The organism is Novipirellula sp., assembly GCF_041583735.1.
Classification (GTDB): domain Bacteria; phylum Planctomycetota; class Planctomycetia; order Pirellulales; family Pirellulaceae; genus Novipirellula.
On the sequence record NZ_JBFHFD010000015.1, the window covers coordinates 1 to 17,629 of the forward strand.

At 56.4% G+C, this 17,629-nt stretch carries 11 protein-coding genes; 10 read left to right on the plus strand and 1 reads right to left on the minus strand.

What is annotated here, in order from left to right; all coding sequences use genetic code 11:
* The 3 genes from ABX962_RS02600 to ABX962_RS02610 form a co-directional block, all read left to right on the plus strand.
* Positions 1-1,705: DNA polymerase Y family protein (locus ABX962_RS02600; protein ID WP_372716336.1), on the plus strand; the 1,705-nt coding region annotated here is incomplete at its 5' end.
* Between the two features lie 740 nt (positions 1,706-2,445).
* Positions 2,446-3,057, plus strand: a complete 612-nt coding sequence (locus tag ABX962_RS02605; protein ID WP_372716338.1) for a LemA family protein — start codon at positions 2,446-2,448, stop codon at positions 3,055-3,057.
* A 199-nt stretch (positions 3,058-3,256) separates the two neighbouring features.
* Positions 3,257-5,254 (plus strand): M48 family metalloprotease, encoded by a 1,998-nt coding sequence (locus tag ABX962_RS02610; protein WP_372716340.1) that lies wholly within the window; start codon positions 3,257-3,259, stop codon positions 5,252-5,254.
* A 122-nt stretch (positions 5,255-5,376) separates the two neighbouring features.
* Here ABX962_RS02610 and ABX962_RS02615 read toward each other — a convergent pair whose 3' ends face one another.
* On the minus strand, positions 5,377-5,721 hold the full coding sequence (locus ABX962_RS02615) for a hypothetical protein (RefSeq protein ID WP_372716342.1): 345 nt from the start codon (positions 5,719-5,721) through the stop codon (positions 5,377-5,379).
* 329 nt (positions 5,722-6,050) lie between these two features.
* On the opposite strand from ABX962_RS02615, the gene ABX962_RS02620 reads away from it, so the two are divergent.
* The 7 genes from ABX962_RS02620 (at position 6,051) to pnp (ending at position 17,523) form a co-directional block, all read left to right on the plus strand.
* Positions 6,051-7,124 carry a type II CAAX prenyl endopeptidase Rce1 family protein gene (locus ABX962_RS02620; RefSeq protein ID WP_372716344.1) on the plus strand — a complete coding sequence of 358 codons (1,074 nt, stop codon included), beginning with the start codon at positions 6,051-6,053 and terminating at the stop codon, positions 7,122-7,124.
* Positions 7,125-7,198: 74 nt separating this feature from the next.
* Complete coding sequence (locus ABX962_RS02625) at positions 7,199-10,228, plus strand: VWA domain-containing protein (RefSeq protein WP_372716346.1); 3,030 nt, start codon at positions 7,199-7,201, stop codon at positions 10,226-10,228.
* A gap of 290 nt (positions 10,229-10,518) precedes the next feature.
* Positions 10,519-12,021 (plus strand): aldehyde dehydrogenase family protein, encoded by a 1,503-nt coding sequence (locus tag ABX962_RS02630; protein ID WP_372716348.1) that lies wholly within the window; start codon positions 10,519-10,521, stop codon positions 12,019-12,021.
* A 116-nt stretch (positions 12,022-12,137) separates the two neighbouring features.
* Positions 12,138-12,518 carry a hypothetical protein gene (locus ABX962_RS02635; protein ID WP_372716350.1) on the plus strand — a complete coding sequence of 127 codons (381 nt, stop codon included), beginning with the start codon at positions 12,138-12,140 and terminating at the stop codon, positions 12,516-12,518.
* A gap of 276 nt (positions 12,519-12,794) precedes the next feature.
* The gene (locus ABX962_RS02640; RefSeq protein WP_372716352.1) at positions 12,795-14,204 is read left to right on the plus strand and encodes an NAD(P)/FAD-dependent oxidoreductase; all 1,410 of its coding nucleotides are present in this window, start codon (positions 12,795-12,797) and stop codon (positions 14,202-14,204) included.
* Between the two features lie 459 nt (positions 14,205-14,663).
* A complete protein-coding gene (gene rpsO, locus ABX962_RS02645) occupies positions 14,664-14,933 on the plus strand; it encodes a 30S ribosomal protein S15 (RefSeq protein WP_339941540.1) in 270 nt (89 codons plus the stop codon).
* 325 nt (positions 14,934-15,258) lie between these two features.
* Positions 15,259-17,523, plus strand: a complete 2,265-nt coding sequence (pnp, locus tag ABX962_RS02650; protein ID WP_372716354.1) for a polyribonucleotide nucleotidyltransferase — start codon at positions 15,259-15,261, stop codon at positions 17,521-17,523.
* The last annotated feature ends 106 nt before the right edge of the window (positions 17,524-17,629 follow it).

A 17,629-nucleotide genomic window follows, 5' to 3' on the forward strand; every position in this document is an offset into this window, starting at 1 on the left:
AGCCGCCAACACCGAGCCGGCTAAGGACCCCAAAGTCCCAGATCGCTCCGCGATCAAAACGTCCAATGTCGTTGATCGCTCCGCGATTACAACGAACGCTCCCACGCTGTTGTGGGCTGACGATCCTCGTCGCGGACGCATCGTCGTCGCCTGTTGCCCTCGCGCATCGATGTTGGGGGTTCGCCTCGCGATGCCGTTGGTCGAGACGACGCCGCTGTTACAGCATCACCAATCCTCAAGCGAAAAAGCTTCGCCCCACACCGTCGCTGCCGACATACGGCCCCACGATCCGTTCATTGATCGTGAAATGCTCAAACAGCTCAGCTACCAAATTCAACAATCGATCACACCCCGAGTCGCGATCGAAACACTCGACGATCAACCTTGGGCCGGTTTCCCGCGTCATCAACCCGAATCGTTGTTGTGTGATATCACCGGAGTCGAGCATTTGTTTGGCGATGAGCATGGGCTGATCGCCGCCGTGCAAAATTTGCTGACCTGTCACCTTGACGTTCCGCTACACGCCCGCATCGCGATCGCTCCGAACTTGGCTGCCGCCTGGGCGATCGCTCATTTTGGTCAATACGAAGCCCAGACCACCGACGAGCCGACCGCCGCGATTGCATCGTTTCCGATCGAATCGCTGCGGTTGGCTCGCGAAACCACAATGACCTTGCACCGGCTTGGGGTCGAGCGGGTCGACCAATTGTTGCGGCTGCCGCGTGGCGGTTTAGCCACGCGGCTAGGCAAACCGCTGGTCCAGCGGATCAGTCAAGCGATTGGTGAAATTGATGAGCCGCTGGTCACCGACCTTGCTCCCGACGAATTAACGTACTCGCACGAACTGGAGTATCCGACACGCGATTTGCCAATTCTGCTTCACCGCATGGAGGGGCTATTGCAGCAGGCCAAGTCCGGGTTAGCGAAACGTAAACTCGGAGCCCTGCGTTTGCTTTGCAATCTCGATTTCTCAAAGCCTCCTTCCAAGCACATCGAGATCGGCTTGTTTGCTCCTAGCCAAGATGTCAAGCATCTCAGTTCGCTGGTGGCAATGCGGTTCGAGAATTTGTCACTGCGGCACGACGTGACTCGATTGAGTTTGTCGGTCGCGCTGACCGGCCCCTTGCGTAGTGTGCAGGTGTCGCTGTTGAGTGAGGGGCCGGTGGATTCGCACACCTTGGGCGGAACCGCGGTCTCGCGTTTTGTTGACAAGCTGAGTGGCCGGCTCGGTCGCGATGCGGTGTTGCGGGTAAAACTGAATGACGATCCGTTGCCCGAGAACGCTCATCGAGCACTGCCGATGACGGGTCAACCTGTCAAATCGCGGCGAGTTTCGAAGCGTTCAATAAATTCATCGCCATCGTCGCTCACGAATTCGCATCGTTCCGCTTCGCGTTATCGCACGCCTTCGCCCGAGCAAGCGCTGCGTCGGCCGCTGACGATCCTCGATCCACCTCAACCGCTCTCGCCGGTCGTTCCGGTGACATCCACGCAAGTTCCCGAGTCGTTTCGGTTGCGTGGCCGCGAGACTCGGGTTGTGGGGTATTGGGGGCCCGAGCGAATCGAGACTCGTTGGTGGAGCGGCCCTGCGGTCCGCCGCGACTACTACCGCGTCGAAACTGACTGTGGCACATGGTGGTGGATTTATCGTGACATCTCCTCGAGGGACCAACCCCAATGGTTCCTGCACGGCCAATTCACCTAGCACCCAAGCCGTCAAAAGAATAGCTGGCGGCATTTTCCTCGTCCACTACCGCCCCCGATTGATTGAGAATGCTGAAGTAGTCTATTTCAAATGCCTGTCATGATGCCCGCTTTCACCGCGACCGCGGTAGCTGTAGCGAGTCACCTCTCCCGGCGAAGCTGGGAGAGGTCGAACGGGCCCTTTAGGCCTCGACTTGCTCGGTCGGCCCTCACCCGAGCATCGCTGTGGGCTCTGCTCGACCTCTCCCAAACCTGCGTTTGGGAGAGGTGACAGTACGCTTGCCCAACGCCGGATTTTATTTCAGCAGTCTCTGATTGTTCCTAACGTCCTAAACAGTCGTGCCGTTTTTTAGTTTGCCGTCGCATCAACTTGCTTCACCCTCCCAGCTCGCGTGGAGAGGGTCGGCAATCGAGCCTTCGGCGAGATTTCCGGGGAGGGCTCGCCGCGTATCGCTCTAAGTCGATCTCCTGACCACGCCCGCGTGTGCGTTCCCTCCCCCCAGGTTCGCCCCCGCACAACCCGAACAACCGAACCAGCACCCCGAATCGCAACACTTTTGCGGATCGAGCCAAGCTTTTTGAAACGCTTCACGCCCCAGTCCAGTGGGCTTTGAACCTAGGCTTTCGCATCGGGCTCGCGGAAAGAATGACTTTGTCGAGCTCTGTATTGCCGCCGGAAAACGCGATCCGGCAATTGAGCTTCACCCATCACTTCAAGTCATCACACCCCGAGTTCTTGTTATGATCAATGCTGTTGTTGTCGGTCTTGCTGCAGGGCTGCTGTTTGCTGCCGCGATCTTCGTTGCTCGCATCTACAATGTCTTGCTGGCGTCGTTCGAAGAAACGCGAAACAGCTTTGCCCAGATCGAAGTTCAATTGAAACGCCGCTACGATTTGATTCCTTCGTTGGTCGAAGCGGCACGAGCCTACTTGACGCACGAACGGGAAACACTCGAAGCGGTGATTGCGGCTCGCCAACAAGCTTCCTCGAAACTGAGTGGTCTGCAAAACAACCTCACCGACGCGGGTGCCGTCAAATCATGGGCAGCATCCGAAGGAGCACTCGGCAGTGCGATGGGCCGTTTGTCGATGGTGATCGAGTCCTATCCCGAGCTGAAGGCGAACGAGTCGATCGCTCAATTGACCGAAGAATTAACCAGTACCGAAAACCGGATCTCGTACGCTCGGCAATTGTACAACGACTTGGCGACTCGCTTTAACATCCGCCGACAAACATTCCCCACGGTTGCGTTTTCGTCGTTGGTAGGATTTTCAGAGAACGTGGAGTTGTTGCAATTCCACGACCAAGTCGAGATCCAACATGTGCCTAAATTTGAACTTGTCGGTGCGTAGGACCTTACCGCCTTGAGCCGTGAATTCGCAATGCCGTGAATCCGCAATGCATCGAGTAATGCGTCGCCATGTCTCGCATCAGCTTTGCAACCCGTCGCGTGGATAGGAAGTGATACGTTTATCCCGGCTCGAAGCGTCATCGAGGGAGCTCCGGTGATGGGATGCGGTCTGCTTGGAATCGAAATGAGAAAGACGATCGATGTTTGATTTTCTATCGCGACAAACGCGTGCGCGTCGCAGCAGTTCGCGGTTCTATGCGTTCGTATTGTTGGCACAAGGTTTAACCGCGGTCGCGACCGGCATGGCGGTAGGCTATTTATTGATGTTCCCCGTGGTGTATGTGGCAGCCACCGTGGATGCCAGCAAGCAGCCGCCGCGATCCGTATTTCAGTCGTCCGTTACCGAATCGTCGTCAAGGTATTCGCGGCGTCATCGCAATACTCAAGAAATCCTGACGCGGTTTGTCCACGCGTTCGAGCAACCCACGACCCCCGACACTCGCTGTGTCGATCCGGCGATCGTGTTTTGGTACACCTCGCTGTTTGGCATTTCACTAAGCAGTCTTGGGATCTTGGCGGCGACTTTCTACGAGCGGCGGCGGATCGTCCACGAAGGCGGCTGGGCAATCGGCTTGGCACTGGGGGGCCGGCATATCAATCAACCACGGTCCGTCGACGAACGAAAATTGGTCAATGTGGTTGAGGAAATGGCGATCGCATTCGCAACCACCCCTCCAGCCATTGTCGTGCTCGAGCATGAACCTGGAATCAATGTCTTCGCCGCGGGTTTGACCACCGATGACAGTATCCTGTGTGTCACTGCTGGGGCAATCAAGCATCTGCCGCGTGAAGAACTGCAAGGAGTGATTGCGCACGAGTTCAGTCATTTGACGCAAGGCGACACACGACTGGGAACTCAGTTGACGGCGATTTTATACGGACTCAATTCCGTTCGACTATTTGCCCAATGGATGTTCCGCGTCGGTCACCAAACCAGCGAATCCAACGAAAAGGGAGCTTCATGGGGATACGTGTGGATGTTAGTCGCGATCACGATTTGGCCATTTGGATTGGCCGGTGCCTTCGCCGCCGCGATGTTGACGTCGGCGATCACACGATCACGCGAAACATTAGCGGATGCCGAAGCCGTGCAAAAGACACGTAATCCCGCCGCGATGGCCAAGGCGCTGCGCCGCATCGTCGGGCACCCGCAACGTGGGCAATTGCTGCATCCGCAGACGACCATCGTTGCACCCATGTTGTTTGTGGACTACCACGACAAGCCGTGTTGGTACGCCACGCATCCGCCGATAGAAACGCGGTTGTTCGCTCTCGATCCGCTTGGCGATGCGACGCCGATTTATCGCGAACCGGTCACGAAGCGGCGACGTGAAGATCATGCGCCCCAAACAGTAGCTGTGATGGAATTGCTGTTTGGGGATGACGTCGCGGATGATGGCATGCCCGAACCGTTGACGCCAAGTTCGCCGCAGCCCGCGGTTGCAGATACGTATGGGGGTGGTGCCGCGGTCGCAATGCTTGCCGAACCCCCAGCGGTGGTGACGACATTGTTTCGTCCAGAGACCTTTGCGATTTCGATTCCGATGTTAGTCGGTCTCGAGCCACAGCAGTCGACTTCAGCGTGTGACCCCGCCTGGTTAAAGACAATTCGCGAAGCAGACGCGGCGACTCAGATCGCATGGTTGGCACAGCTTTGCAGCGACGCCGAAATGATGTCGCCCAAGGAACGGAGGCAACTTCGCTTGGCAGCAGAGCAGTGTCGTGGTCGTCTGGGCGATCACGACTGGGCGTGTCACGCGTCGCTGTGGATGATCGTGCTAGCGGTCGAGCCGAATCAACCCGAAGTTGCGTCGGCGTTCGTCCCGCCGCACGAGGTGGCCGGATACTCGCGGATTATCTTGTCTGTGTTGGCGGTCTGTGATGGCGACGATGGCATGGCGGATTACGAGTTCATGCGAGGTTGGTCGCAGTTGCGCTTCGCTGATACATCGCGTTTGCCCACGGCCGAATTGAGCTGGGGTGAATTTGAATCCGCGGTGCAAAGGATGTCGCAAGCTCCGCCGTCATCGATCGAGTCCTTGCTGGTCGCGATCGCCAACGTTGTCTCCGGCGACGGACGAGTCAGCGAGTCCGAGTCCGCGATTATTGCGATGATCCGAACTGCACTGGATCCGTAGACCGTCTAGCTTCGTCGACTCAAGCCAGCGACAATTGGCTCAAACCATTGAAGTGGTTGAAGTTGCCTTGAGCTTGGAATTGGGTTCAGGCTTGTCCCTTGCTAACGCCAAAACCTAGAAAGTTAGCGGATGCGATGAAGCGTGATACGGTCGCCAACCCAAAAAGCGAAAGCGCCAACCGCGCCTCCGATAACGCCGATGAAGAGCACGCGAGTCCATGTTTCGAGGTATTCAGCGAAGTCAAGATACATCTCCGGTTGAATCCACAATACGTCAGCGATTGTCGAGAGAAACGCGACAATGGGACCAGAAACGAAGGCAACCATCGGCAGCCAACGACGCGACGAGGTCGTTGCAGATGGCGGGCGAACAAGCCGGAACACAACGACGCCAATCACCAACACGATTGCAGCGGCAATTAAATTGCCACGCATGTCGATCAGTGCGAGCGTTGATGAGAACATCATTAATCGAGGGTCCGCTAACGTCTTTCTGTACGACCCTTTGTCGTCTTTTAGGGACGCGAGGCTCCACGCAGGAGACTCGCATTTGGTTTTCTGATTCTAAGCCATTTCTGCCGACAGGATACCGTTCGCTACTTTCACTTTTTTAAACTTCTTTTCAAGCATCAGGGGTGTGAAGATTTCGTCGACGCCATCGAAAACGTCGTGAATACCCGACGACCGGTTTGTCGCGTACACTACGGGCTCGCCCAAAGCCCATCACGCAATACGGCGGCCAATGAAGTCTCGTGTTGCCGCCGTTTCCTGCGTGCGATCTCTAGGAATGTTTCACCATGGATCCTCGTCCGCCTGAAGACGATCAATCTCACCCCCCCGACTCGGATGCCAGTGTAAGCCGCGATACCGAATCGCAGCACCATTTGCCCGCTTCTGAAGCACAACCGCTCGAGCCGGCCAACCCGTATGCTGCGGCGTTGCCGCGTGCGTCACATCCTGTTTCCACCGTGGATGAGCTTGCTCCCCCGCTGCACAGTTCGATTGACTTGTCGCCCGAGCGTTTCCGCTGGTGGACCACCATCGCCGTGGTCGCAGCCTCGCTTGGCGTCTTTTTGTTCGTCAGCATGCTGACCTCGGTGCTCGCGTTTTTGATCGTTCATGGCGGTTTCAACCCTCAATTGGTCTCGGATCCCAATGCGTTGGGCGACGTGATGAAGTCGCGAATCGGAATCGTGATGATCATCTTGATTCCGCAATTAGCGATGATTGTTCCGTCGTTGTTTGCGTCGCTGCTGTCGCCTGTGGAAACACGCAAGCGGTTGTCGTTGGTCCGTGGTCGCTGGCCCGTCTGGGTCTGGTTCGCTGCCGCTTTAGCGACGCCGCTGGTGGGATTGATTTCGTCACTGGTCGTCGGCGGCTTTATGGAAGAGAGCGAAAGTTTGAAAGTGATGAGCGAGGCGTTTCGGTTCCACGGAAACAACGGTTTTTTGATTCCAATCGCACTGTTGATCGGAGCGACTCCGGCGCTCTGCGAAGAAATCTTGTTTCGCGGTTATGTGCAAACTCGATTGGCTAAATCGTTCGGCCCGCTTGCCGGCATTTTGGTTTCGTCGTTTTTATTTGCCGCCTTCCATATGGACTTTGTTCACATCGTTGCCGTCTTTCCGCTGGGCGTCTATTTGGGGTTTTTGTCGTGGAAAAGCGGGTCGCTGTTTCCTGCCATGCTGGCCCATTTTGTCAACAATGTGATCAGCGTGGTGGCGGTCTGTTTGGCACCGGCCGACAAGACCGATGTGCTGGGGATGCCAAGTATCGCAATCTCGGTTTTCATCCTGGGATTTGGTATAGTGGGCATTGCCTCCGTCTTCTTTGCCTCGGTTTATTACCGTGATCCGGAAACAATTGTGTAGAGTGACGGCGGAATGGCGTTGCTACGGATGACAGGCTGGAAGCCTATCCCACACCTTTGGTTGATAAACTGCTCATGATGCTTCCCACGCGACTCGGTTTTGACCAGCCCGGCTACTTGTGGTTGCTACTGTTTTTGCCACTGTTGTGGTGGTACGGATATCGGTCGCTCGGAGCGTTGGGGCGGTTTCGCCGCGGCTTCGCTTTGCTGTTTCGCACCGTCGTTTGGACCGGCATCGTGTTGGCGCTTGCCGGAGTGCAATTGGTTTGGGTCAGCGATCGCGTGACCGTGATGTACTTGTTGGACCAAAGCGAAAGTATCCCACGAGTCAAACGCCAAGTGATGCTGGATTATGTGATCCGCAACGTCCGTCGGCATCGTGACGGCACTCGCGAAGACCGTGCAGGGATTGTCGTCTTTGGACGCGATGCATCGATCGAGATCCCGCCATTTGACGACGATATTCCTCCGCTGCGTCGGCTGGAAAGTTTGCGTGATCGCACCGATGCGACCAATTTAGAATCGGCGCTGAATCTGGCCCAGGCGTCGATGCCCGAAGATACGTCACGACGCATTGTGATTGTCACCGATGGCAACGAGAACATCGGGCAAGCTCGCAAGTTGGCCGCACGTGCGGCCCAAGCCGGTATCGGAATCGATGTGGTTCCCGTGATCATCGATACCAAAAGTGAAGTGTTGGTCGAAAAGATCGACCTGCCCGATAACATCCGCAAAGGACAGCCGTTTGAGGCGCGGATCGTGGTTAGCAATTATTCCGATGCGGGAAGCAGCGAACCGGTCGAAGGGAAATTGCGAGTCAAGCAGCGTGTTGGTGGCCAAGAGTCGTTGCTGTTGGAACAATCGGTGACGCTCGATGACGGGAAAAATGTCTTCCCGCTTCGCCATCAAATCGAGCAACCGGCGGGTTACACCTACGAAGCCGAATTTGTTCCCGACGCGGCCGACGATGACGGTATTCGCCAAAACAATAGTGCGACGGCGTATACCTACGTCCGTGGCAAAGGGCGGGTGTTGATGATCGAAGACAAATCGCATATCGGCGATTTTGATTTGATGGTCGACGCGCTGCGGGATGCGAATATCGAAGTCGTCCAGCAACCAAGTGACGAATTATTCGGGTCGCTGGCAGAACTGCAAGCGTATGATGCTGTGATCTTGGCCGGCGTGCCACGAGCCTCGGGCGATAGCAGCGAACAGATTTCGTCCTTCACCGACGAACAAATCGACATGCTCGTTCGCAACACGCAGCAGCTCGGCGCGGGGTTGCTGATGATCGGCGGTCCCGAGGCGTTTGGGGCAGGCGGGTGGTCGGGCACCGAGCTGGAAAAAGCGATGCCGGTTGATTTCAAAATCAAAAATACCAAAATTCAAGCTGTCGGAGCATTGGCGTGTATCATGCACGCCAGCGAGATGGCCGAAGGCAACCATTGGCAAAAAGTGATCGCGCGGGCAGCCGTGGAACAGCTTGGGCCCGCCGATTACGCTGGCGTTTTGCACTGGACCATGTCGGGGGACGCGTGGCTGTGGGGCGGTCGCAACGGACTGCTCGAAGTGGGCCCGAATCGTAAGGCGATGTTGACCGCGATCGGACGGATGACCCCAGGTGATATGCCACAATTTGATCCCGCGATGCGAATGGCCGTGGCCGGTTTGACTCGCACCCCCGCTTCAACCAAACACTGTATCATCATCAGCGATGGCGACCCAAGCGACCCGTCACCCGGTACCATCAGCTCGTTTAAAACCAATAACATCACGATCAGCACTGTGGCGGTCGCGTCGCATGGTTTGACCGAGAGTGCGCGGTTGCGCAAAATCGCGCAAGACACCGGGGGCAAGTACTATCAAGCCGCCAGCGGAAAAGCGCTGCCGCGAATCTTTCAGCGAGAAGCTCGTCGCGTGTCACGGCCGTTGGTCTACGAACCGCCTGGGGGGGCGAACCCGCAAGTCATTTTCCCCCACGCGATGCTCGAGGGCGTCGATCGTGTGCTGCCGAATATCAATGGCTTTGTGTTGACACAGACCAAAGACAGCCCGCTGGCCCAAGTCCTGATCCAATCGCCGAAGCCCGATTCACCCGAAAACGCCACGGTGTTAGCGGTCTGGACGTACGGACTGGGACGCACCGCAGTGATGACCACCGATGCGGGAGCACGTTGGGCCGCCGATTGGACTGAGTGGCCAGGCTATGACAAGTTTTATGCACAATTGGTCCGTTGGTTGATGCGGCCGACGGGGGACACAGGGAAATTTTCGATCGCGACTCAGGTCCGTGATGGCGAGGTCCAAGTGGTCGTGAATGCTTTGGATCAAGACGATTCGTTTCTGAACTTTTTGGATATGAACGCCTCGGCGCTCGATCCGAGTTTAAAACCGGTGCCGCTGCGAATGCGACAAACCGCGCCCGGCCGTTACGTCGGATCATTTCCAGCGGACGAAACCGGCAGCTATTTTGTCAACGTGGTTCCAGGACCGGGAGCGTCACCACTGACCACCGGTGTGACAGTTCCCTACAGCGACGAATTCCGCGTGCGAGAAACCAATCGAGCGTTAATGGAATCATTGGCGGCACTGACACCCCGTGGCGGTAAACCAGGCGAAGTGACACCGCCGCTGGAGAATCAGCTCAGTGAGTCGTTGGTCGACACCAACGCTTTTCGTGGCGGTTTGGCACTGGCCAGAAGTTTTCGAGATGTCTGGCCTTGGTTCGTGTTGGCAAGCTGTGGACTGTTTCTCGGTGATGTGTTCGTTCGCCGAGTGGCAATCAATTTGGACTGGATCGGACGTGCGGTCGATCGCATGCGAGGGCAAAAACAAGATCGCGATGCCAGCGTGACCGCGCGGCTTGATGCACTACAAAAGAGTAAGGACTCACTTGGCGATTCGCTTGAGCGGCGGCGTGCCAGCGTCCGGTTCGAGCCGACAGAAATGGAGGGGACACCCGTCGATACGTCATCGATCAGCGGCCCGCGTAGTGAAGCGAAATCGATTGCCGAGCCCAAGTCGGAATCGGCGGGGCCGAGTTATACCGAGCGTCTGCTAGAAGCCAAGCGAAGGGCGAAGAAGGATAAGGGCGAGTCGTAGGCTAGACCGCAGCGATAGCGGAGTTCCGGCGCCGCGGCGAGAAGTGAGAGTATGTAAAAACACTTGTCAGGCGTTCATGCTTGGCATTCAATAGAAGTAGAGAATGCTTTTATCTCGCAAGCAGGTAAATGGGGGCTGCTTCGTGTTAGGTAGCGAAACTCGCGGAGAGTTTCGGCTTGCACGTGAATTGCCAAAAGTCTCTGCGACTTTCGCTACGACTGTGCCCGAAAATCAAATTGCGTCTCCAAAACTAAGACTACTGTCCAGTCCAAATCTCGAAGGAGTGTCCGATGTCCGTCGCAACAAACTCACCCGTTCCCGAGTCGCTACAGTCGTTCCTGAGTTCGCCCAAGAAAATGTTGATTGGCGGCAAATGGGTCGAGGCTAAAAGCGGTAAAACATTCGACGTTTACGATCCGGCCACCGATCAGGTCGTTGCTCAAGCCGCCGAGGGGGAAGCGGCTGATGTCGAGCTGGCGGTCGTCGCTGCGAGAAAGGCGTTCGACCAAGGCCCATGGTCCAAAATGGGCGGATCAGAGCGTTCGCGTTTGATCTGGAAAATCGGTGAACTGATCGAAGAACACGCCGACGAGTTGGCGCAGATTGAAACGCTCGACAACGGCAAACCATTCGCCGTGGCCAAGGCAGCGGATGTCGCATTGGCGGCCGACATGTTTCGCTACATGGCAGGCTGGGCCACCAAGATCGAAGGCAACACGATACCAATCAGCTTGCCCTATGCGCCCGGCGCCGAGTTTCATGCGTTCACATTGCGAGAACCTGTCGGAGTGGTCGGCCAGATCATTCCCTGGAATTTCCCGCTGCTGATGGCCGCCTGGAAATTGGCTCCGGCGTTAACGACCGGTTGCACTGTAATCCTAAAGCCTGCCGAGCAGACACCGCTCTCGGCGTTGCGATTGGGCGAATTGATCGTCGAAGCAGGAGTGCCGGACGGCGTCGTCAATATCGTTACGGGCTTTGGTGAAACGGCCGGAGCCGCGATCGCATCGCATGACCAAATCGACAAGGTCGCGTTCACGGGATCCACCGAAGTCGGCAAGTTGATCATCAATGCGGCCACTGGCAATTTGAAACGCGTCAGTCTCGAGCTTGGTGGCAAAAGTCCCAATGTGATCTATGACGATGCTGATCTTGATTCTGCGATCGCCGGTGCCGCCGATGCCATTTTCTTTAACCAAGGCGAGGTTTGCAGCGCAGGGTCAAGGCTGTTTGTGCAAAAAGGCGTCTACGACGAGGTGGTCGCTGGCGTTAGCGAGATTGCAAAGAACTTGAAAGTCGGCAGCGGCTTTGACGCATCGACTCAAATGGGCCCGCTTGTATCGCGAGAACAATTCGATCGTGTGACGGGCTTTTTGAAAGCCGGTGTGGCCGAAGGGGCCGAAGCCTCCGCAGGCGGTGCGGCACTGGATCGTCCCGGTTATTTTGTTCAGCCCACGGTGCTGAAAAACGCATCGGATGAGATGTCGGTGGTGCGTGAAGAGATTTTTGGACCCGTCGTTGCGGCAATGCCGTTTAGCGATGAGGCCGAACTCGTCGGTCAAGCCAATAACACCGCGTATGGATTGGCGGCAGGCATTTGGACGCGTGACATTTCCAAGGCACATCGGTTTGCCAAAGCGGTCAAAGCCGGTTCGGTGTGGATTAATTGCTACAGTGTGTTTGATGCAGCGTTGCCGTTTGGCGGTTACAAGCAGTCGGGTTGGGGCCGCGAGATGGGGCATGCGGTGTTGGAGAACTATCTGCAAACCAAATCGGTTTGCGTAAGTTTGTAAGTTGTCGTTGTCGTTGTCGGGCGGAACGTAGCGATAGCGGCATCAAACTTGCACTGTTTCAGTGGGAACGACTTCGATGGTCGACTTTTTGACACGAAAAGCAACCCGAAGGTGCAATGATGAATGATCCATTTGTGAAATCCCAGTGGCAGATACTCTGTGAGGACCTCAGACGATGTGCGAGAGCGATCGCGGTGTCGGAGGAGGATGCGGAGAAATTTGCCCGCCAAGCGGAGACGTTTGCCAACCAAGACCCGCCCGATCGCTATCCTGGCCTGCTGCGAAGAACGGCCGAGGCGGCCGAGATCGCAGTGCAGTGGCAGCAGCAGCGAGGCGATGAGGTGCCGACGGACGCAGGCACGCTGCCGACTCACGCGGCCGCGGAGCCGACTCACGCTGCAGCGGTGCACGCCCACGAGGAAGAGATGATCGACGAGGCGTCCGACGAGAGCTTCCCCGCCAGCGATCCGCCCTCGTTCAGTCACGCCCACGCGTAAACTGGGCAGTCACGCCCACGCGTAAACTGGGTTCCGAATCGACATTCCGCGTCATGGGGTGGACGATCGTGCCGACAAGTAATCGCGACGAGAGGAAGGAATCGGATTGTTGCGTCTCATCCTCCCTGCCAACGGCCGACGATCTCCCATTAGTCACGCCGGACGGGGCGGTGCGTGGGGCAGCCGTGCACCGCACTGGGAATCTCCCCTCGCCGTCGCCTTCGTCGTTCGTATTATGGAGGTGTCGAGATCTGCAAATAAACGTTGGAAAATGGGATGAATGAATCGTTGAAACATGTGGTGATTATCGGAGGTGGATTCGCCGGTTTGAATGCGGCCAAGGCATTAGGCCGAGAAAATCGCGTCTCGGTCACGTTGATTGACCGTCGTAACCATCATTTGTTTCAGCCGCTGCTGTATCAGGTGGCGATGGCGGGGTTGAGTCCTGCGGATATCGCCGCCCCCCTGCGGAGCATTTTGTCGAAAGAAACGAATGTTCGCGTGTTGTGTGGCCGAGTCGACGCGATCCAATTGGACGAGCGGACCGTGACTGCGACGTTTGGCAAGGTCAGCTACGATTACCTGCTGGTCGCCTGTGGGGCGCAGCACAGCTATTTCGGGCACAACGAGTGGGAAGCGAATGCCCCAGGACTCAAGACGCTCGAGCAGGCTACGGAGATTCGCCGCCGCGTTTTGGAAGCATTTGAAAAGGCGGAATTGACGAAAGATTTGGACGAGCGTCGCAAACAGTTGACGTTTGTCGTCGTCGGGGCTGGGCCGACGGGCGTCGAGTTGGCCGGAGCGATCGGCGAGATGAGCCGTTTCACATTGGCTCGCGATTTCCGCAACGTCGATTCCAAACTCGCACGCATCATCTTGATCGAAGCAGGACCGCGGATTTTGCCGATGTTCTCGGAAACACTGGCCAGCCGAGCGATGCGTGATCTGGAATCGCTAGGTGTCCAAACTTGGACGGACAGTCGAGTGACGCGGATCGATGAAAACGGAGTGGATGTGTCGGGGGACCGAATTAACGCCGCTACCGTGTTATGGGCTGCGGGGGTGCAAGCGTCCGAAATCGGCAACCAAGACGGATTCCAGCGGGACCGCCAAGGACGCATCCAAGTACAAAAAGACCTTTCGATTGCCCAGCACCCCGAAGTCTTTGTGGCAGGCGATTTGTGTAGTTTTACAGGCGACAACGAGCGTCCTTTGCCTGGCATCGCGCCGGTGGCAATGCAGCAAGGACGTCACTTTGCCAAGGTCATTCGCTGTGAATTGGATCAAAAACCGAGGCCTGAGTTTCATTATGTCGATAAAGGCCAGATGGCCACGATCGGCCGTAGCCGGGCGATTGCCGAAGTTGGCAAGTATCGCTTGACCGGCTTCCCGGCATGGTTGGCGTGGTTGGTGGTCCACATTTATTTCTTGACCGGGTTCCGAAATCGCTTGTTCGTGATCCTCAGCTGGACATGGTCGTTCATTTCGTTCCGCCGCGGAGCGCGATTGATTTTAGAGAAACATTGGCGGTTCTACGGCAAAGGTTCGCCGGCTCAAGACGACGCCCCCAAGATGAGTGGGGTGGGGTCTGTGGAGACCATGCCGGTGGGCGTACGTCAGTCGGAAAACGATGCCGGAAACGTGGACGCACCCATTCCGCCCGTTCCCTCCAAGTCGGCCCGCTGAGTATCGAGACGACCCGCTGAGTAGCAAGGCGGATAACTAAATCGGCCGTCTTCAATGGCAGAGGGACGTCAGGGGATGCAGGGTTTGCTTGGTTAGCTAGCAAGCACGAGTTGGCGGAATCGTCGGCAGATTGGTTATTTGCATCGAGGTGATGTGAGCTGCAGCCTGATCTGCCCGAAATTTTTCGAGCCTTTTGTCCGGACGTCAGCCTTTTTCCGGGGCAAAGGGGGGGCGAAGGGGTCTGTGGCTGGAAGGAGCCCACTAATCCGCAGTGGTACTGTAGGCCGCAAAATGAGAAATCGGTGGTTTCTTTTCTTGGCCAGGGGGCAATTTGGCGTTGCGTGTTTGGCGCGGACCGCTAAACTACCCCGCTTGTAGAAACTGCTGGTAAATTGTCGAAGTCTGTAAGAAAAGACTGTACAAAACAAACGTACTGAAACGAAGCGAAAAGTAATACGAATGACGATTTCGAAAGAACGTAAGTCCGAAGTCATTAAGGAACACGGAAAAGCCAACGATGACACTGGCTCGCCGGAAGTTCAAATTGCGATCCTAACCGAGCGTATTAATGGTTTGACGGAACACATGCGAACCCATCGCAAAGATTACGCTTCACGGCGTGGATTGTTGGGTTTGGTGAGTCGCCGTCGGCGTCTGCTGGATTACGTGCGAGGCGAGGACCCGCAGCGGTACCTCGATATCATCGGTAAGTTGGGCATCCGTAAATAGCCCACAAAGACGCCGCATTGGTGCGATGGTTGGCAAACAACTCCGCTCGCCCTCTGGTGGCGAGCCGAGATTCTTTTCTCTCTTTTTCGCGCTCCGTGCGGTAGACGGCGGTAGCGCCGTGCGCTGACCGAGATGGGGGTTCGCCTGGGCCAACGGCTAGACTGCCTGCCCTCACCCCCTCTCTTTCTAACCCGGCAAGCCGCACCCCTTTGTTTGAATTGCTCCGCTCCCTATTTGAGGGGGTCCCGTTGATGGGATCCGCAAGCGCGGTTCGAGCGATCTCTTGTTGTTGTAATTGAATGTAGGTGGAAGGAAGGTTTCCAAAGTGACTGTGAATAAAATTAGAGTTGAAAAGAAAATCGGACACAGCGTGTTGTCGTTCGAGACCGGCCAATTAGCGAAGCAGGCTGCCGGAAGTGTGATGGTTCAGTATGGTGAGACTTCGGTCCTCGTTGCTGCGGCATCGAGCGATCCGCGTCCTGGTCTCGATTTCTTTCCCCTGATGTGTGATTACCGCGAGCGTTTGGCCGCGGCTGGTAAATTTCCTGGTGGTTTTCTGAAGCGAGAAGGCCGTCCGAGCACCAAAGAAACCCTCAGTGCTCGTTTGATGGATCGCCCGATCCGTCCTCTTTGGCCTGCGGGCTACAAAGACGAAGTTCAAGTGCAGGCGTTTGTTGTCGCCAGCGACATGCAAAACGACGGCGACGTGTTGGCGATGAACGGTGCCGGTGTTGCACTGCACATCAGCGAACTGCCTTTCCAAGGTCCTGTGGCTTCGGTCCGCGTTGGTAAAGTGGACGGCAAACTAGTTGCCTTCCCAACCTTCGAAGACCTCGAGTCGAGCGAACTCGACATGATTGTCAGCGGTTCGCGTGACAAGGTTGCGATGATTGAAGGCTTCGCCAATGAAATGGCCGAAGACGACATGATGGAAGCAATTAATTTTGCCCATGATGTGATTCGTGAAATTATCGAACTGCAAGACGAACTTTACAAGAAGGTCAATCCTAAGAAGAAAGAGTACGTTGCGGCCGAAGACGATGGATTGTTCCAACGTCTGAACGACGCCTACTACGACGATTTCCGTGCCGCCCAACAAACTTCGGGCAAGCAAGATCGCGCCGAAGCGGTTCGCAATCTGCGTGACCGCGCGATGGGCGAAGTGATTCCTGATCCTAAGGCCGACGGCGCCATCTGCGTTAACCGCTTCAAATCGGTTTGGCACGACTTGGAAGAAAAGGTCGTTCGCGATTTGATCCTCGCCGGCACTCGCCCCGACGGACGTGACAACAATAGCTTGCGTCAAATCTACTGTGAAACCGACTTGTTGCCTCGCGTTCACGGTTCGGCATTGTTCCAACGTGGCGAGACTCAGGCGTTGATCACGATCACGCTGGGAACTGCGCGTGACGAGCAACGTGTGGATGGTTTGCAAGAAGAGTACAGCAAGAAATTCATGCTGGACTATAACTTCCCATCGTTCTCGGTTGGCGAATGTCGCCCAATTCGTGGCCCTGGACGTCGCGAAATCGGTCACGGCTGTTTGGCAGAACGAAGCGTTGCCCCAGTCCTGCCAGCCGCCGAAGACTTCCCCTACACGATCCGTGTCATCAGCGACATTTTGGAGTCCAACGGAAGTAGCTCGATGGCTTCGGTTTGTGGAGCGACCCTTGGCTTGATGGCTGCAGGCGTTCCGATCAGCAACCCTGTTGCGGGTATTTCGATCGGCTTGGTGCAAAGCTCGCCTGACAATTGGGTCTTGTTGACCGACATCCTCGGTACCGAAGATCACTTCGGCGACATGGACTTCAAGATTGCGGGGACTCAGAACGGGATCACCGGCATCCAGCTTGACTTGAAGGTCACGGGCATCGGCGATGACGTGATTCGTGCAACGTTGAAGCAATCTCGCGAAGCTCGTATCGAGATCCTTCGCAAGATGTTGACCACGATCCAACGTCCTCGACGCGAGATCTCGTCCACCGCACCTCGTTTGCTTCGCACCAAGATCGCTCCGGACAAGATCGGTGCTCTGATCGGTCCTGGCGGAAAGAACATCCGCGGCATCCAAGAAACCACTGGATGTGTGATCGAAGTGGACGACGACGGAACCGTTTTGGTCGCAAGTTCGAACAAAGAGTCGGCTGCCGAAGCGATGCGTCAAGTCGAAGCTTGCACGGCAACCGTCCAGATCGGCAAGATCTATGACGGCGTTGTCAGCAGCATCAAGGACTTTGGTGCATTCGTCGAAATCCTGCCAGGGCGTGACGGACTGTGTCACATCAGCGAAATCAGCACCGGTTACATCAGCAGCATCGACAAGGTCGTTGCCGTTGGCGATCCGATGAAGGTGTTGGTCATCGATGTCGATGAGCACGATCGCGTGAAGCTGAGCCGACGCCGTGCGTTGGAAGAACTTGGCGAAGAAGATGAATTGGCATCCGCAGTCGAAGGCGATGACGAAGAGCGTGGCGGTGAAGACCGTGGCGGCAGCGATGAAGATCGCCCACGTCGACGTCGTGGCGGAAGCGGCGGCGGAGGAGGCGGCGGTCGTGGACGCAGTGGTGGTGGCGGCGGCGGACGTCGCTAAGCTCCCTGCCCTCGACAGAGGTGACCACCCCATGGTGATCACCGATCCGTCATCTAATTGAATGCACATCAGCGTGCGGCTCGCAATGAGCCGCACGCTGTTTTTC

Bases quoted from the DNA above. Each gene is read 5' to 3' on its own strand.
- ABX962_RS02625 (WP_372716346.1), top strand. From the start codon at position 7,199: ATGATGCTTCCCACGCGACTCGGTTTTGACCAGCCCGGCTACTTGTGG.
- ABX962_RS02620 (WP_372716344.1), top strand. From the start codon at position 6,051: ATGGATCCTCGTCCGCCTGAAGACGATCAATCTCACCCCCCCGACTCG.
- ABX962_RS02640 (WP_372716352.1), top strand. From the start codon at position 12,795: ATGAATGAATCGTTGAAACATGTGGTGATTATCGGAGGTGGATTCGCC.
- ABX962_RS02605 (WP_372716338.1), top strand. From the start codon at position 2,446: ATGATCAATGCTGTTGTTGTCGGTCTTGCTGCAGGGCTGCTGTTTGCT.
- ABX962_RS02635 (WP_372716350.1), top strand. From the start codon at position 12,138: ATGATGAATGATCCATTTGTGAAATCCCAGTGGCAGATACTCTGTGAG.
- rpsO (WP_339941540.1), top strand. From the start codon at position 14,664: ATGACGATTTCGAAAGAACGTAAGTCCGAAGTCATTAAGGAACACGGA.
- ABX962_RS02630 (WP_372716348.1), top strand. From the start codon at position 10,519: ATGTCCGTCGCAACAAACTCACCCGTTCCCGAGTCGCTACAGTCGTTC.
- ABX962_RS02610 (WP_372716340.1), top strand. From the start codon at position 3,257: ATGTTTGATTTTCTATCGCGACAAACGCGTGCGCGTCGCAGCAGTTCG.
- ABX962_RS02615 (WP_372716342.1), bottom strand. From the start codon at position 5,721: ATGATGTTCTCATCAACGCTCGCACTGATCGACATGCGTGGCAATTTA.